Origin of the sequence: Rheinheimera baltica (genome assembly GCF_030731985.1) — a bacterium.
GTDB lineage: Bacteria > Pseudomonadota > Gammaproteobacteria > Enterobacterales > Alteromonadaceae > Alishewanella > Alishewanella baltica.
The window spans coordinates 231696-256508 of record NZ_JAPJDY010000003.1 but is presented as its reverse complement, the minus strand read 5'-3'; the positions used below and the strand labels follow the sequence as shown (position 1 = coordinate 256508).

General features: G+C 46.4%; 26 protein-coding genes. 11 read left to right on the top strand and 15 right to left on the bottom strand.

Annotated elements, in window-relative coordinates; genetic code table 11:
• Positions 1-12 precede the first annotated feature (12 nt).
• Entirely contained in the window at positions 13-1437 is a 1425-nt protein-coding gene (locus tag ORJ00_RS06615; protein WP_306139344.1) for an alpha-amylase family protein, read from the bottom strand.
• Between the two features lie 257 nt (positions 1438-1694).
• On the opposite strand from ORJ00_RS06615, the gene ORJ00_RS06610 reads away from it, so the two are divergent.
• Together ORJ00_RS06610 and ORJ00_RS06605 are read left to right on the top strand one after the other, a co-directional pair.
• Positions 1695-2195 (top strand): Mpo1 family 2-hydroxy fatty acid dioxygenase, encoded by a 501-nt coding sequence (locus ORJ00_RS06610; RefSeq protein WP_306126386.1) that lies wholly within the window; start codon positions 1695-1697, stop codon positions 2193-2195.
• An 83-nt stretch (positions 2196-2278) separates the two neighbouring features.
• Positions 2279-3019: an endonuclease gene (locus ORJ00_RS06605; protein WP_306139343.1), complete on the top strand. Its 741-nt coding sequence runs from the start codon at positions 2279-2281 to the stop codon at positions 3017-3019.
• A 5-nt stretch (positions 3020-3024) separates the two neighbouring features.
• Here ORJ00_RS06605 and ORJ00_RS06600 read toward each other — a convergent pair whose 3' ends face one another.
• Entirely contained in the window at positions 3025-3810 is a 786-nt protein-coding gene (locus ORJ00_RS06600; protein ID WP_027670016.1) for a polysaccharide deacetylase family protein, read from the bottom strand.
• On the bottom strand, positions 3807-4559 hold the full coding sequence (locus ORJ00_RS06595; protein ID WP_306139342.1) for a substrate-binding periplasmic protein: 753 nt from the start codon (positions 4557-4559) through the stop codon (positions 3807-3809). The genes ORJ00_RS06600 and ORJ00_RS06595 overlap by 4 nt, the downstream gene beginning before the upstream one ends.
• Before the next feature lie 149 nt (positions 4560-4708).
• On the opposite strand from ORJ00_RS06595, the gene ORJ00_RS06590 reads away from it, so the two are divergent.
• Positions 4709-5104, top strand: a complete 396-nt coding sequence (locus ORJ00_RS06590) for an MAPEG family protein (RefSeq protein ID WP_027670017.1) — start codon at positions 4709-4711, stop codon at positions 5102-5104.
• A gap of 79 nt (positions 5105-5183) precedes the next feature.
• Here the strand turns inward: ORJ00_RS06590 and ORJ00_RS06585 are convergent, their stop codons facing one another.
• Positions 5184-6089, bottom strand: coding sequence for a hypothetical protein (locus ORJ00_RS06585; protein WP_306139341.1), 906 nt, complete (start codon positions 6087-6089; stop codon positions 5184-5186).
• A 295-nt stretch (positions 6090-6384) separates the two neighbouring features.
• A complete protein-coding gene (locus tag ORJ00_RS06580; protein ID WP_306139340.1) occupies positions 6385-8442 on the bottom strand; it encodes a tetratricopeptide repeat-containing diguanylate cyclase in 2058 nt (685 codons plus the stop codon).
• 184 nt (positions 8443-8626) lie between these two features.
• Between ORJ00_RS06580 and ORJ00_RS06575 the strand changes: the two genes are divergently transcribed.
• Positions 8627-9478: a PA4780 family RIO1-like protein kinase gene (locus ORJ00_RS06575; protein ID WP_306126390.1), complete on the top strand. Its 852-nt coding sequence runs from the start codon at positions 8627-8629 to the stop codon at positions 9476-9478.
• A gap of 3 nt (positions 9479-9481) precedes the next feature.
• On the opposite strand, the gene ORJ00_RS06570 is transcribed toward ORJ00_RS06575, so the two are convergent.
• The gene (locus tag ORJ00_RS06570; protein ID WP_306139339.1) at positions 9482-10345 is read right to left on the bottom strand and encodes a hypothetical protein; all 864 of its coding nucleotides are present in this window, start codon (positions 10343-10345) and stop codon (positions 9482-9484) included.
• A gap of 239 nt (positions 10346-10584) precedes the next feature.
• Here ORJ00_RS06570 and ORJ00_RS06565 point away from each other — a divergent pair, with 239 nt between their 5' ends.
• Positions 10585-11250, top strand: a complete 666-nt coding sequence (locus ORJ00_RS06565; protein ID WP_306126392.1) for a DUF4097 family beta strand repeat-containing protein — start codon at positions 10585-10587, stop codon at positions 11248-11250.
• Positions 11251-11307: 57 nt separating this feature from the next.
• Here the strand turns inward: ORJ00_RS06565 and ORJ00_RS06560 are convergent, their stop codons facing one another.
• Positions 11308-11931: a DUF2799 domain-containing protein gene (locus tag ORJ00_RS06560; RefSeq protein WP_306139338.1), complete on the bottom strand. Its 624-nt coding sequence runs from the start codon at positions 11929-11931 to the stop codon at positions 11308-11310.
• Positions 11932-12162: 231 nt separating this feature from the next.
• Here ORJ00_RS06560 and ORJ00_RS06555 point away from each other — a divergent pair, with 231 nt between their 5' ends.
• A complete protein-coding gene (locus ORJ00_RS06555) occupies positions 12163-12930 on the top strand; it encodes a hypothetical protein (RefSeq protein ID WP_306139337.1) in 768 nt (255 codons plus the stop codon).
• A gap of 70 nt (positions 12931-13000) precedes the next feature.
• Positions 13001-13831, top strand: a complete 831-nt coding sequence (locus ORJ00_RS06550) for a substrate-binding periplasmic protein (RefSeq protein ID WP_305977885.1) — start codon at positions 13001-13003, stop codon at positions 13829-13831.
• Here ORJ00_RS06550 and ORJ00_RS06545 read toward each other — a convergent pair.
• From ORJ00_RS06545 to ORJ00_RS06535, 3 genes are read right to left on the bottom strand one after another with little or no spacing between them, the layout of a single operon-like run.
• On the bottom strand, positions 13825-14211 hold the full coding sequence (locus ORJ00_RS06545; RefSeq protein ID WP_306126396.1) for a TM2 domain-containing protein: 387 nt from the start codon (positions 14209-14211) through the stop codon (positions 13825-13827). The genes ORJ00_RS06550 and ORJ00_RS06545 overlap by 7 nt on opposite strands.
• Positions 14189-14440, bottom strand: coding sequence for a membrane protein insertion efficiency factor YidD (gene yidD / locus ORJ00_RS06540; RefSeq protein WP_306126397.1), 252 nt, complete (start codon positions 14438-14440; stop codon positions 14189-14191). Before yidD ends, ORJ00_RS06545 begins: the two co-directional genes overlap by 23 nt.
• A complete protein-coding gene (locus ORJ00_RS06535) occupies positions 14441-14659 on the bottom strand; it encodes a DUF4177 domain-containing protein (RefSeq protein WP_306126398.1) in 219 nt (72 codons plus the stop codon).
• 176 nt (positions 14660-14835) lie between these two features.
• Here ORJ00_RS06535 and ORJ00_RS06530 point away from each other — a divergent pair, with 176 nt between their 5' ends.
• From ORJ00_RS06530 to ORJ00_RS06515, 4 genes are all read left to right on the top strand, one after another.
• Positions 14836-15387: a histidine phosphatase family protein gene (locus ORJ00_RS06530; protein WP_306139336.1), complete on the top strand. Its 552-nt coding sequence runs from the start codon at positions 14836-14838 to the stop codon at positions 15385-15387.
• An 80-nt stretch (positions 15388-15467) separates the two neighbouring features.
• Positions 15468-16133: a hypothetical protein gene (locus ORJ00_RS06525; RefSeq protein ID WP_306126399.1), complete on the top strand. Its 666-nt coding sequence runs from the start codon at positions 15468-15470 to the stop codon at positions 16131-16133.
• A gap of 113 nt (positions 16134-16246) precedes the next feature.
• Positions 16247-16570 (top strand): YceK/YidQ family lipoprotein, encoded by a 324-nt coding sequence (locus ORJ00_RS06520; protein WP_027670029.1) that lies wholly within the window; start codon positions 16247-16249, stop codon positions 16568-16570.
• A 7-nt stretch (positions 16571-16577) separates the two neighbouring features.
• On the top strand, positions 16578-17237 hold the full coding sequence (locus ORJ00_RS06515) for a hypothetical protein (protein ID WP_027670030.1): 660 nt from the start codon (positions 16578-16580) through the stop codon (positions 17235-17237).
• Between the two features lie 245 nt (positions 17238-17482).
• Here the strand turns inward: ORJ00_RS06515 and ORJ00_RS06510 are convergent, their stop codons facing one another.
• The 5 genes from ORJ00_RS06510 to ORJ00_RS06490 all read right to left on the bottom strand — a co-directional run bounded on the left by ORJ00_RS06510 (position 17483) and on the right by ORJ00_RS06490 (position 24617).
• Positions 17483-18025, bottom strand: a complete 543-nt coding sequence (locus tag ORJ00_RS06510; RefSeq protein WP_027670031.1) for a hypothetical protein — start codon at positions 18023-18025, stop codon at positions 17483-17485.
• A gap of 202 nt (positions 18026-18227) precedes the next feature.
• Positions 18228-19091: a DUF7281 domain-containing protein gene (locus tag ORJ00_RS06505; RefSeq protein WP_306139335.1), complete on the bottom strand. Its 864-nt coding sequence runs from the start codon at positions 19089-19091 to the stop codon at positions 18228-18230.
• Positions 19091-20332 (bottom strand): hypothetical protein, encoded by a 1242-nt coding sequence (locus ORJ00_RS06500; RefSeq protein WP_027670033.1) that lies wholly within the window; start codon positions 20330-20332, stop codon positions 19091-19093. The genes ORJ00_RS06505 and ORJ00_RS06500 overlap by 1 nt, the downstream gene beginning before the upstream one ends.
• A complete protein-coding gene (locus ORJ00_RS06495) occupies positions 20332-20952 on the bottom strand; it encodes a hypothetical protein (protein ID WP_305977045.1) in 621 nt (206 codons plus the stop codon). The genes ORJ00_RS06500 and ORJ00_RS06495 overlap by 1 nt, the downstream gene beginning before the upstream one ends.
• Entirely contained in the window at positions 20952-24617 is a 3666-nt protein-coding gene (locus ORJ00_RS06490; RefSeq protein ID WP_306139334.1) for an ATP-binding protein, read from the bottom strand. The genes ORJ00_RS06495 and ORJ00_RS06490 overlap by 1 nt, the downstream gene beginning before the upstream one ends.
• Positions 24618-24813: the final 196 nt, after the last annotated feature.

Genomic DNA, 24813 nt, shown 5'->3' with positions numbered 1-24813 from the left:
TCGCTGTCTAGGTTAATCGGCGTACCACATTCTGGCCTGACGGGCCGGAATGCTGAAGGTATAATTTCCACCGCTGATATACACCAAATTAGCCCCGCTTAACGCGTCACGATAATTGCGGTACCAGTAAAACCTACCATTGGTATTAACATTAAAGTTTTGGCTGCTACCGCACTTATTAATGCCCACTACGCCTTCCTGACCACGACGAAATAAAATGGCGCAGTCGTTCCAGGCCAACATTTCCATGCCCTGCCCTTGCATACGATTATGAAAATTCAGCATTTTACTGATATGGCTGGCTTTATAAGCATTTACCCAGCGGTTATTATCGGTACCGGTGCTGTCGCTGAAAATCAACGGCTTGCCACCATCACGGCCCATTACATAGGCATAAGCCAGGTATTCGTCCGTTGGGTCCATGATGAGATAACGAAAGCCATCATTTGTTGGAATATCATGCGTAACGGTAAAGGTCACTGCCCGATTATTTTGTAATGCCTGACCGTAAGCTGCCGGATTGACCAACTGGCTTAAACTGCCGCCAAAGCCAAAGGCGCTGCGAATAGTATTAAACAAAGGAAAGTCATAGGCTTTGTGATCAGTATTGGCCAAATAGGGTGATAAAAAGCTGTTGTATTCGTTATTGCCAGCACCACCACTGGTAATAATTTCACCAAACACGTACATACCATTTTTGATGGTGCTGGTGAAAATCTGATTAATATGCCAATTGCTCATATGTTTGGCAGCATCAACCCGAAAGCCTTTTACGCCTAAGCTTTTTAGTGCACTTAAGTAAGCACGCTGTTGTTGCACCACCCAATTATTTGGGTTTAAATCTGGCAAGCCGCTATCGCCAGCACCACCGCACAGTCGCCAGTTCTGTACTTGCCAGACATCGTTATAGTTACTAATGCAATTTGCCGGATTAAAATCCCACGGGCTAAACAACCCCTGGCTAAGATTGCCAAACAGCTTTTGGTTATTCCAGTAGCTGCTGTTGCTACTATAGCTATTTAGCGCCGCCTGACCTGGGAAATCGGTAGCACCGCCGCGCTCATTTGCCATGTGGTTAAGCACGATATCGGCATACACATCCACTTTTCGCGCAGGGTTACTGTCGTTTAACGCATTAATCATATTAACAAACGACTGCTTATTGCCTTTGCAGTGGTCAATTACGCGGATATCCTGAGGTTGGTAACGCTGCCACCAGGCACAATTAGCTGCATTGGATTTTAGCGGTGGTGCAACCAACACCGCTTTATAGCCAAGGTTTTTAATTTCTGTCGCTTTAGCGGCTACTTCATCATAGTGCCAGTCAAAAGCGTGCAAAATTGCCTCAGCACTGGCATAGCCGCCAAACAGCAACGGGGTAATAAGCAACATCAGCCGGATAAGCTGACGCTTGAACAACGTCTTGATTACTTGCATGTGTCTATCCTTTATTTTTTATTGGTTTATGCAAGTCATCCATGAGCGGGCAGCGATGCTGTTACTGCAGCATCACTAAGTGTTAGTGACTACTAGCTCCGTTAACACACTCTTAAGCTACGCCTTTAGCCAGACAATTTATTGCTTATACACGCCAAGTTTACAACTTAGCTACATTAGGAACAAAGTGTCTCATTGACCCTGCTAAGCGGTAGATTTAGGCTAATGCCAACCTTGTTTGCTGCACGTGGTAACCGATGAAAAACTTAACCGAACACCTAAGCCAGTACGCGCAGTACCATCGCGACGAACGTAATATCCTCACCCATTACGCCGGCATCCCGCTCATTATCATTGCAGTATTTGGCTTGCTGTACTGGCCGCTTTTTAGCTTGGCTGGCTTAACTATTACACCCTCGTTGGTATTGTTTATAGCCGCTATGGCTTTTTACCTGCGGCTTGATCTGCGCTTTGCAGTAGTAATGCTGCTGTTTAGTGGAACTTGCCTGTTGCTGGCGGCACAACTGGCAAGCTTATCGCTCTGGCTATGGCTAGGCAGTTCAATCGCATTATTTGTTGTAGGCTGGTTATTGCAGTTTGTTGGTCATTACTTTGAAGGCAAAAAACCGGCTTTTGTCGATGATATTATTGGGCTCTTTGTTGGACCGCTGTTTATCGTTGCCGAATTAAGCTTTAAGCTGGGTCTGCGAAAACCGTTACAGCAGGATATCGAGCAAATTGCCGGTAAAACGCATTAAGTCAGCCCAAAGCTGATGCAGCTTTTTTAGCTGCCAGAATCCCAAGAACTGGATTTAGGTCTCACTGAAGTAAGTGGTAGTGAATGAAATTTTTATCTTTTTGTACCGGCAGCTTGGTGCTGCTGTATTCGGTATTTACCTTAGCCGCACCCGCTAACTTTGATCAGGCAAAACGTTTAGCCCAGGGTATTCACGCAGCAGATGCCAAAAGCTTTTATTGCGATTGTGATATTAGCTGGCAAGGCAAAAAAGGCAGCCCCAATTTGGCGACCTGTGGTTATCAGGTGCGCAAAAACAACCAGCGCGCCAACAGAATAGAATGGGAACATATTATGCCTGCTCACCACTTTGGCCACCAACGCCAGTGCTGGCAAGAGGGTGGCCGGAAAAACTGCGTCAAAACCGACAGCGTATTTCGTGCCATGGAAGCTGATTTATATAACCTAAAACCCGCCATTGGCGAGGTAAACGGCGATCGCAGCAATTATCGCTTTGGTGTATTGCCTTCAACCCCGGCGCAACATGGCGCTTGTCCGGTAAAAGTCGATTTTAAACAACGCGTGTTTGAACCCGCTCCGCCAGTGCGTGGCGATATTGCGCGTATTTATTTTTATATGGCAGACAAATATAACCTTAACCTGTCGCGTGCACAGCAACAGCTGTTTATGGCCTGGCACAAGCAAGATCCTGTCACGACAAAAGAGCAGGATCTAAACCGGCAAACCGCCAAAGAAATGGGCCACGACAACCCTTTTGTCAGCGGTGTGCGTGAATGGAATTTAGGTTATAAACCGACAGGTTATGGCGTAACCAGCAACCAGTAAACTGGCTACTGTGCTTTCACGTATCGCATTATATTTATAAAGGTATCTGTCCAGTAGGTCGCTCGATTTGCAGCGAGGTACGCCAGCAATTGATCATGTGCCTGAGCAGAAACACTTAGGTGATCGCCACCGACGCCATGAAAGGTGAGATTAACCATTGTGCCGTGCTTCGCGGCTTGCTTAACGAAGGCGATTAACTCAGCACCACTGCTACCAACAGGGACTATGACTTCTACCGCATAAACATCAAACTCTGCCATATCGGCGATTATTGCCCCCGGCTTTGCCTTTATCGCTACAAAATCTTTATGAATTAACGGCCAGTATGGCTGCCCTCGTGCCAGCGCATCACCGCAAGGAGCAGTAAACGTGCGCTCGGTTTGGCCGTCAATAGTAAATAACATGCTATTGGCTAGCCGAATTTGTTGTACCAGCTGCGTAGCACTGATGTTATCTAGATCATCGTCAGCGCCAACCCAGTCACGTCCGGGTTTGCTGGCCGAGCATTGGTGGAATAAAGTATGGTTACCCAGTTCATGACCCTGTGTTGCTGCAGCACGCCACTCACTTAAACGTGACGTGATAAGCGGACTGGATAATTGCAGATAAAAGCTGGCTTTCAGGCCGTACGCATTAAGCGCCGGAATGGCCACATCCAGCTGCGATGCCAGCGTATCGTCATACGCCAGGCTAACTGCAGCTTTAGCACCATGGGGCCAGTTATCCCCTTTGGCGCTAAGATGCCAGCAACAGCACAAAAGAAGCAGTAGAGTAGTAAAGATATTACTCATGGGTTACTAGCATCTGTATAGCGTTGGATTAAGACATTAATAGTGCCTTCTTGGCGCATCTGTTCTAATTCCAACTGCATGCGCTCAGCAAGCTTTACCGGGAAGAGAAGGTTTAACGCCAGATAGTTATCGCCAACATCTTCCAATTTAAATAATGCCTCAGCACTGTCTTCTGGTAACTTGTTATTACGTAACCAGGTACGTAAAGAGCGCTTAGAGCCCACCAGCAAGTCTACCCGTTTTGCCATAAACAATGGTACTGGCTCAGACTTAGTGGCGAAATCTAACATATTGCGACCAAACTCAAAGCCATGACGCTTGAAATAGCTTTCGTACACATCGCCACGAGCAACGGCCAGCTTAAAATTTTTTGCTTCCTCAAGATTAGTCGGGTTAACCTCGGTTCTGCCTTTTAAACGAAACAAATAACCCCAGTCTGATGCGATTGGCCCAACCCAGCGAAACAACGGTTCGCGGGCGGCGCTTCGCGCAGTTGAAAACACACCACTCATCTGCTGATGCTGAGCATTTTCGTAAGCCCGCCGCCAGGGTAATACCGTGATATTGCAGTCAAGCTCAAGACGCTGACACAACTGATGCATAAGCTCGACATTAATACCATCTGGCCGGCCATCAACAATATAGCTGTACGGTGGCAGATGCTCGGTATATAAATGAAGGGTTGGCGGTTGCTGAGTTGCCGCGGCATAACCGGACAGAAATACTAAGCACCATAGTACAAAACGCATTGAGTTTCCGGGCAGATATTTGATACTTCAGACTAATAGTAAATCAAGCAGACAGCAAGCTTATAAGATGCATAAATCAGCACACTTACAATAGCTCGATATTCCGTTATGATAGAACGACATAAGTTAATCTATACCAAGGAGTCGTTATGATAACTGCATTGTATGCCGCATTGCTGGCACTCTTTTACATTGTGTTGAGTTTTAAAGTGGTTGGTAAACGCCGTCAGTTTAAGGTGGGTATTGGTAGCAATGGTGAAATGGCTTTGGAGCGCGCCATACGAGTGCATGGTAACTTTGCTGAGTATGTACCTTTTGCGCTGTTACTGATATTTTTCGCTGAATATAGCGGATTAGCGCCGCTTTATCTTCACATACTCGGAATTGCACTACTGCTGGGCAGGCTAAGCCATGCCTGGGGCGTACGTCAGGTTTCTGAGCCACTAAAATTCCGAGTGTTTGGCACAATACTGACATTATCGGTACTGATGTTATCTGCAGTGGCGATATTGGCGCTATACAGTTCCAGGCTCTTACTCGCCTGATAAAATGCAAAGCCAGCCTATGTCTAGCTAACCTATTAAGCCCTGGGTAGGCCAACAGGCCCACCCAGGATAAAAGCCGCTAATTAATCGCGATAGCTTGCTGGCGCAGTGGCTCAAGTCCCTCTAAACGCTTCTGATACGATGAGTAATCAGGGGTAAGACTATTTATTAACTTACCCGCGGGGTTATATACCCAACTGTACCAAGGCTGTATTGGCAGTACTTCTGCATTTGCCTGTGCCAATAACATTGCCGCGCGATCGTTACTGGTAGCTTGCATTAAGAAAAAGGGCTTTGACAGAACTATGCTAAGTTGTTCTGTGATTGCTATATCATCCCTAGCCAAGTCTTCTTTTAGCGCTGCGGCTATGACATTATCACCAAACACCCATTCGCCCGATAATGCTTGCAACAAACTTAACTCCTCAGGGGTAAAGGGCGCTAGCCAGCTATCAGGCATCATATCGGCTTGCTGTTGTGGTTCAATTTGTTGTTTAAGCACAGTGGCAAAATTAAAGTGGCGTTTCACCGCCTCAATACTGATCATTTTGCTAAGCAACAAATTATTATCAGATAAAACGGTGCGCCAGAATTGAAGGTCTTGCTGCAACAATAATCTGACAGTCGCGATATCCTGCTGCTGTGCCGCTAGCCAGGCCTGTAATAACAGCAGCTGCTGGGCATGCATAATGCCGTGATAAGACGGTAATGCTTGTGCTGCGTCAGCCACTGCTGGCTCATACCAATAAGGATAACTGCGCACCTGTTGGTAAAAATCTATCAGCGGCTTATGCGCTTCAATAAGTTGGGCTAAATTTGGTTGGGCAGCTAAAACCGCATTGCAGTCTTCTGTATCGCACTGACGCATCAACTGAGAAAAAGTGTCAGACACAGTATGTTCAGTTGCACCTGCATGCTGACGAAAGTATTCATAGCCATTATTATCAGGGGTAATTTCTGCCGGAACTTCCTGCAGAGTACGCATAGTAGAAGCTGCGGTGGATGGTGCCTCGTCTTGCCAATTTATTACAAGCAACACAACGTATATTGTAACTACTATAGACAATAGCGTCGCAACCACCTTAAAAATCAATTTTATCCATTTTAACCACAACATCCATTACACCTTAACGTCGATTGACCAGTAAATTGCTAATATTAATACTTTAAGTTTTTAACAAAATTCATCTGCAATTACCACCTTTAACGCACTTTACAGGCTAAGTCGGCGTTAACGCCATTTTCATGCCAAAGCATTTTACATGAAGCGCAAACCCCATTTAGCTTACAGTACCACCTGGACCGTGAACTGTGCCGACATCCAACATACCCTGTTGAATTGCGCCGGTTAAATCGCTGTATAGTAATGCTTCAGCTTGCTCAAAGCTGACAGTTAACCCTTTAATCATGCATACCTGGTTACGGCCATTGGCTTTACTAAGATAAAGTGCCATATCCACAATTTGCATGACTTTTTCCCAATCGAGATGCTCTTCTTTGATGCCGGAAAAGGGTAAGTGAATAAAACCACCGCTGGCAGTAACATGAATATCGTATTGCTCGAACTTAACCGTGGGTTCGGCGATGACATGTAAAATACGCTGAATAAAACCATCGAGCAGAGAAGGGCTAATATTCTCCAGCACAAGCAGTATTTCCTCGCCGCCCCAGCGCACAACCATATCATTTTCACGACAGGTTTTTTGCAAGCGGCGACTAATATCTATTAATACCGCATCACCCGCACTATGACCATAATGGTCATTAATACGTTTAAAAAAGTCGATATCCAGTAACAGCAGCCCGGTTAAATTACCGCTGGCATCCTGCTCGCGGCGTTGTTTACTGCGCAATTGCATATGCTCTTGCAAAGCCCGCCGGTTGTATAACCCGGTTAAGTGATCACGTTGCGACTGAAATGCCAGTTGCTTATTGGTTTCGTATAATTTCCGATTTGATCGGCGTACTTTACGATATAACTGCAGCAAAGCCATTGCCGCAAATAACATAAGCAGCACAAACAATAAGGTTAGCTTCTGTTGTAGCTGTTTATTCTCCAACAGCTGCGCCTTTAAATTATTTTCCTGTTCCAAAATAGTAATTTGCTGAGCTTGTGCTTTAGTGTTGTATCGATTTTGCAGTTCATTTAGCCGTGCCTCACGCCCTGCTGAGCGAATATCCTCGCGTAACGCCATTTGCTCTAGCAGGGTGTCCGCTTGCTGCTGATACATGCCTGCGGCAGCATATGCCTTTGCCAGCCATTCATAGTACGGTTCAAACTCAGCTTTTGTCGCGTGCTGACTAAAATAGCTCATACTCGCTTTTATTTGCTCAATACCAGCACTTTGTTCGCCCTCAAAAACACGAATATATCCTAAATTCATTGTAATCAGCTGCTGACTGTATTCATCTTTCAGCCTGCCAGCGCGTACCAACGCCAGCAGTAAAATACGTTTCGCCGCAGCATAATCTTGCAATTCAATATAGGTAGCACCCAAATTATTTTCAAACGTCAATGCCGTGTATTCGTCGTTGTTCTCTAAAGCTGCAACTAAACCTTTTTTATTCACGCTAATCGCTATATCAAACTGTTTTTCTGAACTGGCGATATAGCCTTGTAGCAAATACAATTCGGGTAACACTGTTATATGCTGGTATTTGATGGCATCAGCAATAAGCTGTTTTGTCAGCGCCTTCGCCTGCGGCCAGTTTTTTAATTCGGTATGAACCTGGGCAATATTAAAATTTAGAAAACCGCGACGGCGTAGAGTTAAGGCATCATCTGTTTCCGAGACACTATCGAGTGCACGAATAAAGTGCTCTAGTGCGCGCTCGTACTGGCTATCTGCTTTGAACAGCCGCCCTAAAACGTTATTGGCGTAATAGCTTACCCGGGTGTTTGACGCATCTTTAAGCTGCAACACAAGTTTATCCGCTTTAATGACAGCATCATCTAACTTTTGTTGATACATTAGCAATTCTAGCTCTGTGGCAAATATTTCACTCAATGCATCAGGGTGTTCAGTGAACTGAGCTTGCTGCATTAATTGTTGCATCAGACGCTCTGTTTTTGCGGTGTCTTTGCTGTAATATGCATCAAAAACCAAATAACTGATTAACCTTACCCGGCTTTGTATCGCCACTTGCATAATGTCGGTTTGCGCCAACTCATTTAACAGTACACTGGCTTCAGTTTGGTCTTGTTGAATGACCTGAATGTAACGGTCTAATGTTTCTTCTATGGCTAAATCAATTTCACTGGCAATAGTTGGCATCATGAACAGTAAAATACTGACAATAAAACCAAAACGCTTAGACGTAACACGAAAATCAAGCATAAAAAGCAATACTCTGGCTGGCTTTCATTATTTTTAGTTCAACATACGTTATCAGTATAGTTGTTGCACATTTTTAAGGCTAAATTCGTCGATCTATATTGATCTGTGTTAGCAACCAACTATTTTCATGACACAACAACTTCAAGCTATTTATATGCGGAGTTAACTAAGGTATAACGGCGCAATGAAAATACCAAAACGCATTCAACCCTTAGTAGACGAAGGCTTAGTAGATGAAGTTATTCGCCCGCTAATGAGCGGGAAAGAAGCTTCTGTGTATATCGTCCGCTGTGGCGAGGACATTCGCTGCGCTAAAGTTTACAAAGACGCAGACCAGCGCAGCTTTAAACAAGCTGTGTTGTACCAGGAAGGCCGAAAAGTTCGCAGTAGTCGCCGTGCCCGCGCGATGGAGAAAGGTTCTAAATTCGGCCGTAAACAACAAGAAGAAAGCTGGCAAAATGCCGAAGTGGATGCCTTGTTTAAGTTGGCCAAAGCTGGTGTTCGCGTACCTGAACCTTATGGCTGCTATGACGGCGTGTTATTAATGGAACTGGTATGTGATGACGAAGGCATGGTTGCCCCCCGCTTAGGTGATGTTGCGATGGATGCAGATCTCGCGATAGCTGATCACGCCACCATGATCCATTACATAGTGTTGATGTTGTGCGAAGGCCTGGTGCATGGCGATTTGTCTGAATTTAACGTACTGGTAGATGATCATGGTCCGGTTATTATTGACTTGCCGCAAGCTGTCGATGCGGCGGCAAATAATAATGCCAAGTGGATGTTTGAGCGTGATGTAAACAATATGCGCGATTACTATGGTCTGTATGCGCCTGAGTTACTAACAACCCAGTATGCCGCGGAGATATGGTCACTGTATGAAGCCGGTGAGCTTACCCCTGAGGTAGAGCTAAGTGGAGAATTTGCCGAAGACACACACAGCGCCGATGTTGACGCTGTGTTAGAGCAAATTAAAGCCGCCTTTGCTGAAGCTGAAGCACGCAAAGCCGGCCTGGCAGATGACGATGACTAGACCTTAGTCTGCCGGTTGGTAATACACAAAAAATAACGTCTGCGCGCCCGCCAATCGCAGCCGATCTTTGTCACTGGCCGGTTGAATATAAATATGTGGAATACTAAACGCCTGTCCCATATTGCGATTGTAGTCAAAACCTGGCGGTATATTTTGCATCAGCGCTACGGTATCGCTTCCCGATCTGTGCATCTGAAACGTTGGCAGCTGCTGACGATAATAAGCCAGTACTTGTGCCGGACTTGCCTTAGTAATAAACGATGCACCCGGTAATGTTTCATAGCGTTGTTCATCAATCTCCATCTCGCTTTGAGCAGGGATATTAATTAACAACTCTGCCTCTGGGTACAATGGCAACGTTATTAATGACTCCGAACCTTGGCTACCCGCTATCATAGCATCAACCATCTGTTGCATCTCAGCCACACCACGCTGCTGCATGCGCTCGATAAGCTGGTCCATTTGTTGTTGCTCTGCAGCAGTTGGGTCGCGGTCGCCAATGCGGTCAGATAAAGCATCAAGCTCCGCCATTAACGGATCATCCTGTTGTTCCGTATCACCATCGCGGTCACAAGCCTCCCAACGCTCCTGCGCTACACCGCTATGCTCTACAATGCTACTTTCTAAACATGCCTGATGTGCGGGGCTAGGCTCATCTGACATCATGTCCCCCATGCCACACTCAGCGAAGGTTTGCCGATAAACGCGTTTAAGCCTATCTTGTGACACACCAACACACTGCGATATACGCTCTAGCTCACCCATGCGCTCCATCATGGTCAGCATCATGTTTATTTGCTGTTCTTGTTGAGCTGGGTTTGCCAGCGCACTGCCGGTTAACACTAACAACACCGTTAATATTTTCATCCTGCCGCCTCAATTAACAAATAGGCTGAAATGATAACCAAATGTGTATTTAAAGGTAAATCTAAATTTTACATCCTCACTTAATACTGATGTTTAAAAAGTGGCCTATTCTGCTAACTATTAGTCAAAATTTATAGAGCTAAAGTTCTCAGCAAAATTATTTCCATAATTATCAACAACCTAAAAATGGCAAGCCTTTTGCTGTAACTTGTTTAAAGTAAATAATAAAAGGTAATAGCATGAAATTCTCTCAATTTGCAGCAGTCAGTTTAGTTGTGGTATCAGGTTTTTTGCTTAGCAACGCCTCAGCAGAAAATAGCTATGGTGATATTGATAAGGTACTAGGCAGCGCCTCGGTTGAATCCGGACAACACTACAACGATATTTCGGTGGTTAACGGCAGTGTAAAAATGGCCAGCGATAGCAGTGCCAATGAAATATCTGTTGTCAATGGCAGCATTAAGATGGGCGAAAATGTTAGTGTTCACAGTGCATCAACGGTAAATGGTAGTATTGAAGCCGATGGCGGCTTAAAAACCGCGGCAAATTTAGAAACCGTTAACGGCAAAATACGTCCTGGCAGCAATGCTTTCGTTGGTGGTAATGTTGATACAGTAAACGGCGATATTGCACTGGACAGTAGCGAAGTAGCGCAAGATGTCAGCACGGTCAGTGGCGACATATCGCTAACTGGCAGCACAGTGATCAAGGGAGATTTGGTGTATAAGCCTCGTGGTAAACGTAAAACGTTTTTTGGCTGGGGCAACGACAGTAAACCCACCCTACATATCGGTGCCGACGCAGTGGTAGCAGGCCGTATAATTCTGCAGCAACAAGTCACTCTACAACTGGACAACCCTGCTATGCAGGATAAAGTAGAATATCAAATTAACGATGGCCGTTAAGCGCCAAGCTTAGTGTAATACTAAAGCGCCGCAGTCATACCCATGCGGCGCTTACTGTTATTGATATTTAGCGAAGTTTTTTTCACCACGAGCCAGCGCTTGCTCAGCGCGGTTTATATTCTGTTCTAATTCAGGCATGTAATCCGCGGTTTCAATTAACTGGTGCTTTGCATCTTCAATTTCATTAAGTAACGCAATACGCTCATCTCGCGTTAGCCCGTCTTCAACTAACAACTCTGTTTTAACTACAATATCTTGCTCAAGCTGGGTTAATAACCGCTGCTGCTTGTCAAAGGCACTGCGTGCCGCATTAACAGCTCGCTGCAACTGATATAGCTGTTGACCATCACGAAAGCCGCTTAAAAAATCCGCTTCCAGTGCCGAAGGGCAGCTACTTTGATAACTGCCGCCGCTACGTCCAACTGCAAAACCATTACGATGGGTGCAATACTGCTCTGCACCTTCCCGATGACCGCGGCGATACGCCGTTAAATCAGGAGTTACACCATGGTCAGCGCAATCTTGGCGATATTCGCTAATCGCTGTTTCATTTTTACCTTTTGCACCGTCTTCAAAACCAATAGTACGCCAATCTGCAGTTAGACATTCAGATTTATCCATCGAGGCGCATGCAGTAAGCATGGCTAACGTAATACAAAGTAAAGCAGCCTGTTTCAACATCGTTATTCCTTATTTTGTTGCTTGCCGACATTAAGCCACTGAGCAAGGTGCAGGGTCAACGGTTTAACCGCTTTTCGCCCCTACTTTGCTGCACAGCATCAGCTATACTTTGACAACTCCAGTGGTATTAATTTATACGCCATGATAAAAAACGTTAGACTTTACTGGCGGTATTTGATCCTACTCAGTGCTTGCTGGTTTACAGTTGCTCCAACATTACGGGCGGAATCGTTGGTCATTGTCGATGCCGTGTCATTATTACAGCCTCAGGCGCAACCTACCAACGAAAGCCTGCTACTGCGGCAACTTCTGCAAGCCTATCCTGCAGATTATAGTATCGTCGATCTGAGCCGAAATCGGGCTCGCGAATGGGTAAAAACAGCCGATAATGCCTGCATGCCCTGGCTAAAGAAAACTGCTGCGCGCCAGCAAGACTTTCTGTTTACTTTGCCCTATATGATTGAAGCGGCGTTGCAACTAGTGGTTGCCGCCGACTCCGATGCATTACCATTATTAGACAGACTAAGCGGCAACAATAACACCCTCTCTTTGACACATTTACTCCAATTAAAACAAGCACCTTTGTTAGGCATAGAGTTAAACCGGACCTACGGCAACAATATTGACTCACTGGTTAGCCAGCGTTACGCCAGCTGGTCAATATATACCCGAACCAGCTCCAGCAATGAAACCGGTAGTATGCTGCCGATGTTGGAACGTGGTTTTATTGATGCTACGCTGGAGTATCGCAAAGTTGCAGAACGCAGCGCTATGTCGTTGCGATATTATGCGATCCAAGAAGCTGAACCGTTTAATCTGGTTTACTTTGCTTGCTCAAAAGGTGAACGTGGTCAACGCGTTGTTAATTTACTCAATGAATCAATAAAACTAAAAAGCCAGCAAGTTGCTTATCAGCAGCTGGTTTTAAAGAGCATTACCGAGCAAAACCAGCCACAGGCACTACATATTTGGCTGCAAGCTTTACAACTTGTACCTTAAAGGTCGCTGGCAAATCAGTAGTAGCTAAGGTAAAACTATAGCCGCTAGCATCAACGGCAAAAATACACTGATGCACCACAAAACCGACACCGGAAAGCACAATATGTTCGTTGCTAAGTCACTACGCTATTTTTACCTATGCTGCTTGCTGTTGCTAAATGTCGACAGTGTTGCCAGTACCGCAGAACAAAAACCGCTTAAGGACTTAACAGAACTGCAGCTGAGTGCTGGCGAATGGCCACCTTTTCTCAGCGAAACCCTTCCACACCAAGGCGTTGTGGCCCATCTGCTGAGAGATGTATTCGCCGAGGCGGGCTATAAAGTCAGTTTTACCTTTTTACCTTGGGGTAGAGCTTATCATGACACGAATAATGGTAAATATGCTGCAACAGCCGTATGGATGCTAAGCGAAGACAGAACAAAAGATTTTATGTACAGCGCGCCGGTGTTAAGTGAAAAGTTTGTGTTTTTTCACCTAAAGCAGCGCCGCTTCGACTGGCAAAACTTAACCGATTTGCACGGCCTGCTACTTGGAGGTGGCTTAGGCTACAGTTACGGCCAAGCCTTTGATCAAGCATTGGAAAACAAGTTATTTAAAATGTCACGCGTCGGCACTACCGAACAGAACTTTCGCCGGTTAGCCGCCGGCCGTATTGATGTTTTTGCCGAAGAAATCAGTGTAGGATACCATACGCTAAATAACCAACTTCCCGAACTGGCTGATGCCATCAGCCATCATCACCTACCACTGCTTATTAATCAGAGCTATCTATTATTCCCCAAAAGCAATCTGGATAGCGCGCAGATAATTTCACAATTTAATCTACATTTAGAAAAATTTAGGCAAAGTGGCCGTTATCAAAGCTACTTTGACCTTCTGAAGCAAGGCGAATATCAGTAATGTTGTTGCTTGTTAGCAAGCAAACGCTGCATTATTTGATTATTCCAATGCTGAATAATAATTTGTGCGCGAAACAACGCCCATAGCTCTACCACACTGATCGCCACAATCAGCCCCCAACCTAACCAGTAAAAACCCATCAACAGCAATAATACCCCAACGATAAACACCATTAAATTGGCCACACCGCGCAGCCATTGTCCGAGATAAAAATGATGCAGGCCAGCGAGAAAACACCAATTTAGCGTGGCATAGGTATCAGGGTCGCGCAGCTCATGCTTTAGCTGCTGATAAAGCGCCAACCTTTCAGTATCCGGTAACGCTGCAGCCTGCTCGCGTAACCGCTCTTCTTCGGCATCAACCTGTTGTTGATTTAACATGCTCAGCCTCCGGTACCGGTTCAATACATTTACAAAAACTGTCGCGCTGACTACAACGCCGAATACGCTGCCAGCCCATACTTACGCCCTTACGCGCACCAAAACGGCTAATTGCGGTATAAGTATATTCAGAACAAGTGGGTTCAAAGTTGCAGTCAATGCCAAACCAGCGCTGCCCGCCACCGGTAATGCGGTAACGCCGTATTGCCCATAGTAGCAGGCGCTGCACTTAACGGCCTAAGGTTACGATCATGGCTTCACGGGTCCAAAATAGCCAAAAACGTTTTTGTTCAATTACCTGAAACACTACCTGCCAGCCTTGTGCCGCCTGCGCATTTAGCTCGGCTTCCACTTTTTTCAGCGGCAAACCAGACGCCCCCAGAAAAATAGTGCCACAGCCACCCTCGGCAATATGCATAACTTTGTATTCTTTAAAGCTTGTTGCCATGGTGTCGTCCTCTATTTAAACATCGACAGCTAATCTGCTGATACTGCTTAATAAGTTAACCGTTATGGCCTTACTTTAGCAACATACACCAAGCATATAACAGCATATTGACATAATCTAAACTGTTCTCTGTACAACAGCGTAAGCATTACATTATTTATTGATGAGGCTTAAGCATGACAAGATTCATTTTATCACTCTGCCTATTGCTACCAATGATGGCGCCTGCTGACGGGTTGGCTTGGACTGCCTGGCGCGAAGGCAAGGCGCTACTGATTATGCGCCACACCCTGGCGCCAGGCACCGGCGATCCGGCTAATTTCACCCTAGGTGATTGCAGCACCCAACGTAACCTTAATGTTATTGGCCAACAACAAGCTAAAGCATGGGGAGAGCGGCTTCGCCAACACTATAGTGACGCCATTCAGGTATTTAGTAGTCAGTGGTGCCGCTGCCTCGACACGGCAAAACTAATGGCACTGGGGGATGTAACGCCGATGCCGCTATTGAATTCCTTTTTTGCTGGTCGTGGCGATGGCGATAAACAAAACCGGGCTTTAGTACAGCAGTTTGCTCAATCTCAGTTAGCCAAGCCAACGGTACTGGTTACCCATCAAGTCAACTTTACCGCCCTAACCGGTATATTCCCACAATCAGGCGAAGCCGCTATTATCGCCCTGCCACTATCACAGCCTGCAACCGTGCTGGCACGGCTCGACACACCTTGATACAAATAGAAACCACTTATATGAAAACAACAGGTTATCTTACAAGCTTTAAACGTGCCTTATGATGACAGAGGATCTCCATGACAATAAAAGAATTAAATAACACGACTCTGTTACGTACTGGTGGCTTTGCCGCCATAGGCATGGCGCTGTGCTATATCAGTGTGGCGGTTATTTTCTTTGGTCTGTTAGCCGTACCAGAGGGGTTGGATAGCCTTGGCCGGATGCAGTTTTACTTGCAGCAGGAATACCTGTTGGTCTCCATAGGCTGGGGCATTGGTTACCTGCTGTTTGGTGTGCTGCTGGCAATTTTACTACAGGCATTGCGCCAGGCAATGCCACAAAACCAGTCGGCTATCGCAGCTTTAGCTGAGCGCTTTGGCAATATCTGGGTAATGCTGATGATGGCATCTGGCATGGTGGCGTTAGTTGGCATGAATATGACATTACGCCTGCTCGACACCAGCACTGACCAAGCCTTAGCGCTTTACAACACCAGCAACCTGTTAACCAATGCCCTTGGCGGTGGCATTGAGCTGGTCGGCGGGCTCTGGGTGCTGCTGCTCAGCATTGCAGGGTTACAACAGCAACGCTTTGCCAAAGCGCTGCATCTGCTGGGGTTAATTGTCGGTAGCTTAGGCATCTTCACCTTGTTGCATACTGTGCCCTATCTGAAAGATGCTTTTGGTATTACTCAACTGATTTGGTTTATTTGGCTCGGTGTGGTGCTTTTGCGCACCCCATAATGGTTAAAAAATTTGGTAGCCACGACTCAATTAGCATATCTGTATGCAAAAATTTACTTTGTTGAAACAATAATCTAGAATCCGGCAAAATTTAACTGCTGGTACGCTAAACAATGAAATTGCTTTTAATTGCCATGATAGTAAGTCTGTCGGCCTGCGCTACAGTTAAAACACTTCCCACCACCACAAGCCATGTCAATATTGAGCATCACGGCAAGCGCAGCTATTGCCAGAGCATACCGCGCATTTACAGTGGTTTTTCTTATAACTTATGTAAATTACATGGCGAACCCAGCCGGCAGGTAAACCTGGGGGACAGTTTTAACAATGTGCCATTTTTTATAATTGATGGCACATTTTCACTAGTTGCTGATACGGTGATATTGCCTTACACGCTGTATACACAAAACAAGCATGGCAGTATTGATGTAAATTAGGCTGGCAATGGAATACCGTTTTTACCCACCTTACAACCAACATTGTGGCAGGCAAACCCAAGCTCTGATCATTGCTATTTTTATGTTGATTAGCTTGTTACCGCTGTTTTTTGATTATGGTAGGGTGCCTCAGCTTAAATTTATGCTGCTCGTATTTAGCCCCGGACTTGCGTACTGCGTTGTTGTCGCTTTTGATTATTTGGCGTCTCGTTATCTGATGCCCGGTTCGGTAAAACCATTTAAAATAACAGCATCACAGCTATTTATTCCTAAATGGCTGATACACAGTGAGGATAGTCAACTAGCGCAAGACACTATCATTGATGTTAAAGACCTACTGAGGATAGTCATTAACAGCTATACACTAAGGTCAAAACGTGGTGAGTTTGATGCTATAGATACGATTTGTCTGCAGTTTTATCATCAACGTATTTACCTGGATAGTAAAAAGCTAATGTTTGAAAGTGTAATAACCGATAAAAATAAGCTCATAAAAGCCTTAAAGTCATTGCCGTGCGATACAGCCTATGAAAATAAGAACAATTTTGGTGATGTGCGATTGCTTCACACTGTTGCTCAAGGCCGCTGGGGTTCTACCTATACGCTTTTGATCATTCTGATGTTTATTTTAATGTTTGGCAGTTTTCTACGACTGATATTCTGGTGACGATGAATCCCGCCCTCAACCCAACTGCATCCCGCCAATTTTACTCAACGTCACAAAAGTAACTAAAACCTGTTTTGGAGCGGTTACACCGGCATTACTCTGGCTTTTTGCAGCATACAAAACGCCGTTTCTCGGCGTTTTTTCAGAATAAGGGTCAGAACTAATAATCGCTACGTCTTTGCAAGGCATTGAAATACATAGCGTAAACTTAACTCGTCTTTAAATGTCTCCGACCCCTTTTTCGGTTATGAACCTTTGATCAGGTTAGAAAACCCTTCATTTTGAACTATTTTACCAATCAAATTCTGAACTGCTGGCATTAACGCTTGAGCAGTTTGATTACATGCTGTCTCACCATAAAAGCTGCTTGTAAAAGAATAGCTTTCAGATACAGATATTGACTGCCCATTCGATGAATTAATTGTCATAGCAATATCCCAACTGCCTGATGCAGATGAAAAATCAATTGAATTCAAGGTGCCTGTAAGGGTTACTGGAGCATTGCCATCATAGAGCTCTGCCATTTTCAACTCATCAACAAATGCTTTGCGAATAAACCCTTCAAAAGTTTGACCGTCAGGAGTTTTTATGGGTCCAACACCGCGACACATAATACTGGTTTTGCTTTCAGTGGCGGAGTTAAATTCACCAACATTTATATTGCTACCCACCACACTTTTTAATGATGAAATATTATCAACTGATACAGCATATCGATTTACAGAGTAAGTTGAACAAGCAGAAAGGCTTAAAACAACCAATGAGGCTAAACCCAATTTTTTAAACATTGTATCCATTTCCTTTTTTTAATTTTAACATCCAAACTATTTAGTATTTTTTCAACGCCCTTAAGGGGAATTAGACTTAGTAAACAATGCTTTAGTTTTACATTATTTATTTATCATGCATTATGTATGTTACAAATTTTGCATGATTTTATTCTGCAACCTAAAGTTAAATCAAGTTGTTTATAAATGAAATATTTCACATTTAAGTTGCAACATACAGCAATAACATCCCTTGCATATTCTGCTGTCTTAGCCCCTTTAACTGCTCGCAAAGTACCTGCTGGTAAGGCGTAAATTCAACTGCTACGGTTTTTGCTTTGATACCCGCGATAAAGCCAAGCTGCTTAACCGGCAGCATCGATTGGCTGGCGTGTTGTTGCAGTGTGGCAAGCTCGGGTAAAAGCATGGCGCTGTAGCCTTCGTTTAAGGCAATACTTACCCCTTTGGCGTCAAAATCACCAAAGTACAAGGTAGGTTTATTCTGTTTAAGCCACTGTGCTTTAAGTGCTTTACAGCCGCTACTATATTGGCTGTCACCGCGATAAATAATCAGCGGTTGCTGATAGGGTAATTGCAGTGTAAATGCATCAAGCTGGTAAAAGCAGTCTAGGTTTTCTACTACCAATAATGCGTCAAACTGCGTAAGTGGCAGTTGCTGCCAGTCGATGTCGATAATATCCGCAGCTATGCCCAAGCTAATATCAGCTGGCTTGTTCAGCTTTAATAACGCCCTGTGCTGGCGGGGTTTTAGGCCAACACTTTTAAGCTCTTGCTGGCTGCGCGTGGCATTGTCTAATCTGCTGTGTTGTTCTGGTGCATCCAAATAGCAGGCGTGTTTTAACTGGCGCTGCACGCGGGCGATGTCGCTTAGCAAAGCCAGGCTAAAGCTAAACTGCGGCAGGTTAAGACTGTTGCCTGGCACCAGTTCGTGCTCGATACACCAGAGCAGCACCTGCTGCACTGTTTTACTGCGGGTACTTACCCGTTCGCTGCCACTGGCATTTAGCCGTTGCTGCAGTTGCTGCAACCACCGCAGGCTTTGAGCAGTTAGTGCCGGGTAACTCATCAGGCAGCCTTTAAGCCCAGGCTGATATCACGAATAAGCAGTAACTGGTTCATGCTGCTGGCTGGCGCTTCGTCACGGACAATAGCAAACATCTGCTTTTCGTCCAGCGGCAGTGCTTGGTACTCGGCGATAATTTGATACAACCAAATTTCGCTGTCCCATTCCAATTGCTGCTGGGCTAAATAATCCAGCGCACTCAGCTTTCCGCCGTGGTCAATAACGCGTAAGTAAAAGTTCTCCACGTCAGTTTTCAGTGCTTGTTGCCGTGCGGCAATGGCGTCATCCTGCCATTGCTGGGCAAAACTAGCCGCTGGTGTTTCACTTAGCTGTGTCGCCTTAGTGCGCGGCAAGGCACGGACTAAGTCTGCCAATATTTGCCGCTCACTGGCTTTGTCCAGTGCAATGGCTGCATGTGGCTTTATGATGGCTGCTTGGTTAAACAGGGCTGGCACGTCAGTGCGATTAGGGTAATCGGCTGGCTGATACTTCGGGTGCTGGCGCAAAAACGCTGCCATGTTGTTAATCAACATCGAACGCGCTTGTTGCTGGCGAAATTTAGCCAGCAGTTCCACCAAGCGTTTCTGCACTTCTAACAAACTACTGTGATGCGAGCTCAGCTGGTTTTGTAGTTGGCTTACCAGTAACTTTCGCAAATGATTATTGCCTTCAGACAGCTCAATCAGCTCGTTAAAATCGAGTAAATCCAAGCCATCAAGCAAACGTCGCAGTTGTTTTTGCGCCCGCTCATTCTCACGAATTTTATCATCCAGGCTGGCAACAAAGCCAAAGTCGCTGTTTAGCCGGTGCCATAAGCTGTCTATCGCTTCTTCAAACTGGCCGCTTAGATCATGCACCTGTTCGGTTAGCCGCTGCAGTTGCAGCTCGGCCACGCTGTAATCGCCTTTGTATTGCGCATCACGATACGCCTGCACCCGGTTACGGATTTGCTCCAGCTTTTCGGCCACATCGGCGTTAATTTGCCGCCGGTTTTCGTCGGCCACCATACTGGCAATTAATTCGCTAACTAACGGCCGCAGTGCCAGCGGTTGCTGCTCGTCGGGTCGCCATAAAATGCGCGCGGCAATCAGTTTTTTCAGCGCGCCTTCACTAAACGCCGTTTCATCAACAAACCCATCCAGATAACCCTGCATCAGCGCTTTGTGGTGCTTGCCTAAAAGCGCTAACCGCTCGGCGCCGATGGTTAACAGGTTAGAGGCAATCGCGCTATCCACCGGGGCCATCAGATTAAGGCCTCCTGTGTCGGGGTGTCGTCTACCGGCAGGTGCTCTTCGTCACGAATAAAGCGAATAACATCAATTAAATAATCAATTTTACCGGTGACAATGTAGTACTGCCGCTCCTGGTGCGGTTGCAGCAGGTAACCATGCTCTTTTAAGCGGCGGAAAATCAGTTTTACCTGGTTATCCAGCTGTTCACTTTGGCTGTTAAAAAAGCGGTCGCTGGCCAGCTGATTAAGGCGCTGCCGCAGGCTTTGGTTATCTTCAGTACGTAGGATAAACTCCTGCAACTTAATGGTGTCGCCTGCCGTTAAAGCGCTATCGCGGCCCAACGTTTCCTGCACCAATTGCAGCCATTCCAGCAACGGCAGCAGTGACTGCACTGTTAAGGCAAATTGGCCGCTTAGCTGCTCACGGGCGTCTTTTGTTAGCTCGTGATAACCCAGAAAAAATACACTGTTGTCTTCATTTGCCACCAAACGCCGGTTAAGCGGGCGCAGGTAATGGTTAATGTCGTGCTGGGTTTGCTCCACGCTTAAATGACGAAACGCATCTTCATCGGTGATGCAGCAAATAAACTCGCCAGCCAGCAGGCGCTCAAGTAAAGGTCCGTGTTGCAACATTAGCTTGCCTCCTGCTGTTTGCTGGCCAGTCGCTCGGCTAAGCGGCTAACTTTTGGCTGAATGCGTTTTAATCGGCGTTTAGCCGGTTCATGCTGATCAGGTTCAATTAAATAGCGGTGCGAAAACAGCATCAGTACGTCCGACTCCGGGTTGGGGAAGGCACCAACAATTACAATGTTATTGCTGCTACAGGCAGCAAACAGTTTTTCCACATTGTGATACGCTAGCGTGCCAATTTCATCGATTGGCCAGTGAATAGCCACCTTGGCATCGCCACGCAGCAAGCGGGTAAAAGCCAGTAAGTACTTACATAAAATTAAGTAAGCCATACCGTGGCTGGACGATTCCAGCAGCTGGCGATCATTTTTAATTACCAGCTCAGAGCCACCTTCGCTTAAATGCAATTCAAGGCGCAGCAGCGATTCAATGCTGTATTGCTCATCTGCACGTAGCAGATCGACTACATCGGCCAGCGCGTTTAGGTATTGATCAGAGGGCAGTGCCTTGCCTGAAGCGCCCCAGTCATCATACAGTTTGGCGAAGTGCTTTAACGGCTGCCAAAAGCCCAGCTCGTCTATGGTGGATAAAATGCGCACTTCAGATTTACTAATACCCTCAAGCACCAAGTCGTCGGCGACGGCTTCACTTAAACGCCGGCTTTGCAGTGCAATACGGCGGTTTATGTCGCTAAACACGGTAAAGAACTTTTTAAGATCGCCGCCAATATTTTCGCCCATTTCCAGCAGTTGTTGCTGCGCATCTTTTAAAATTTGCAGCAGGCTGTGCAAAATAGGCAATTGCTGGCGTTTACCGGCATGCTCGGGTAACTGGCGTTGTTCGTGCTGCAGCCGGTCTAAAAACTCGGGGCCGGCATCTTTGCTTAAGATCGTTTCAAACTGTTCCAGCGCCGTTTTTAATGCACTGTCCAGTTTGCTGCGTTGCTCCAGCGCTTCGTTAGCCCGCGCCAGCCGCTCGACAATATCAGCAGAAGCAACAAGCGTTGCCGGGCTAACATCGGCCAGATATAACTCGTTAAAGCGGGCAAATACCGGCCGTAACTGCGCCAGCAGTTGCTCAGCCTGGCTCATCAACTCCTGTTGCTGGCGTTTTTGCTCGTCAAGTTTTTTCTGGTTAGCGCTGTAATCGGCTTTTTGCTGCTCAAGTGCTTGCTTAACCGCACGCAGCTGCTGTTTTAAGTCGGTTTCTTTTGCTAACAACTCTGGACGAAGTTGTTGCCAGTCCAGCGCGATAAATTTTTGCCAGGCAGTTAATTCATCCTGACGCGCCTCAACTGCTTTAATGTCGGTTTTAAGTTGATCTTGCTTGTGCTTAAGCTCAGTTAAACGACGCGGGTCAATACCCTTGGCTGACAGCTCTTCGTTAAACGCTTGCTGCAGCTCTTTAATCTGGTTTTTATTGTCGTCGCGCTTATGTTCCAGCTGACGTTCCAGCTCGTCTATTTGCTCATCAAACACTTGCAGTTCGGCCTGCCAGTCAGCTTTGTGCTCTAGTTTCTGGCTGTTGTGGTCAGCTTTGAGTGCTTGTAAGTCGGCGTCTTGCTGCTGCTTCAGTTTTTCCAGCTGTTGCTGCTGAACGGCAAGTTCGGCTTTAACATCAGCTTGCCGTTTAGCTACCAGCTCACGCTGCTGCGCCTGCAGGCGGTTGCGCGCATCGCGGGCATAATCAATATTTTGTTCGTATTGCGTTAGCTGCCATTGCGCCTGCTCCAACTGCGCACGGCTAATTTCGGCTTGCTCGTGCTGTTGTTGCAGTGTTTTTTCTGCCTGAGTTTTATGTGCAGCTGCCTCTGTTAGCCGTTGCTCTGCGCTGGCAATATGGTGGCGAATTGCCGCTTCGTCCTGCGCATAGTCGGGGGTGTCAATTGCAGTCAGCTCAAGTTGCAGGCCGTACAGGCTATCGCTTAATTCAGCCAGGTGCGGCTGTAAATCCTGCCTTTCTAGCAAACGCTCATCCAGCACCTTGCCCAGCTTTTGCTCCCAACCGTTATAGTGCAGGCGCAGAAAATGACGCAAACTACCCTGCTCTGGCGAAAGCTGACGGTGCAATTGCTGCAATTGTTGCTCGGCACTGTGCAGCGCTTTTCGACTAAGTTCCAGTTGCTGATCGGCATTATCACGCGCCGTGCGCGCCAGCTGATGCTGCTGTTGCAATTGCTGCAGTTGCCGTCCTTGTTGCTGTGCCTGTTGCTGAGCCTGCTCTAACCGCAGCTCTGCACTGCGCTGCTCTTCCAACTCGGCCTCTGTCAGGCTAGACGTCGCTAATTGACTTTGTAGTACGGCAATACTGCTGCTGATACTACTAAGCTGCTCGGAAAACTGCTGCTGCGCCTGTTGCAAACGGCTTTGAAATGCCTGTTCTAACACGGCTAGCTTATTATCTTGCTGTTCGCGGGTGCTGTCTTTTTGCTGTTGCAGTTGGCGGGCTTTGCCGCGGTGTTGCTCGCTTAAGCGGTTAAAAGCTTCGGCCAGCTTTATTTTACGCTGCTCTAGCTGACGCTCTAAGTCGCCGTGCTGCTCTACCATCAGCTGATATTGCTCTACAGTTTCTTCCAGCTGTTCACGCCATAATGGCAAAGCATCACTGTCACGCTGCAGCTTAGGCATATCTTTGCTGTCATAGTCGTCATAACGCTGTTGTAGTTGATCTAAGCGGGCACTGGTTTCATGTAAATCGGCTTCGGCTTTTGCCAGCGCGCTGTTTAGCTCCAGTTGCTGCTGGCTAAACTGCTCTTTTAAACTTTGCAGCTGGCCGCGCAGCGCATTGACCTGCTGCTCAGCATCGGCTTTGCGCAGCTTTTGCGCGCTGTCATCTTGTTGTAACAACGGCAATAAAGCGACTAACTGGGCTTCGCTGGCCGCTAATTGCTGCGCCAGCTGGTTTAACCGCTCAAAATCCTGCTGCAATTTGTCTAACCGCATCGACTGGCGCATTTGCTGGATCCACTCCCGCGCCTTGGTATTTTTTACCTTGGTGGTAGGCAGCGTTACGCCGTCTTCTTCAAAAATAGCCGCCAACATGGCTTTTAGCGTGTCCATTTTGCCTTCTTTGGCATGCACCGCACTAACCAGCTTTTCAATATGCCGTAACTTATGGCCGCTGCCTACCAGACTAAAACTGCCGGCCAAACGTCGCAGTTTTACGCTGTCGGCATTGTTACCGCGCAAAGCCGCAGCGTCGTTTTGAATAATACTGCGATACTCGCTGGTGGCGCTGATTTTAGCTGACACCTGCACCTCGGGCCGGCTGCGCATCGCTGCTGCCCAATCGCTGTAGCTCATGGCTTTTACATCATCGCCACTGTGTATCAGATAAAAGTCACTCTGATAGGCTGCACCAACAAAGCGGTAATCCACCCCGCCGTCGCTTTTCCGGGTTAGCACCACCTGACACACCGCGCCATCTTCGCGTTGATATTCATAAATCAGGTAGCTGTTCGAAAACGGCAGGTAAAATTCATCAAACTTTTTGCGGGTTTTGGGCACCACCCGGTTTGGCTGTTCGCCATAAAACACAGGCACTAAACGTTGCAGTGTGGTTTTACCCGAGGCATTGGTACCACAAATATTAGTGTGCTGATCCAGCTGTAACTCCACCACGCCAGGTAGATGAGTGTGCAGCAACACAATACGGAGTAATTGAGACATAGCGCATCCTGTCGGCCGCGCTGAGTTCAGCAATAAAATGGAGCGCGGCGAATATCAAATAATGCTGGATATTATCCACGTAAATGCCATAAACGCTAGCCCCGCGGACATAACAGACTTTCACACGCTAACAAGCAGGTTAAGGCTTTCGTTTGTAGACATAAGGTTACATAAACACAAAGATCAAGCCATGAAA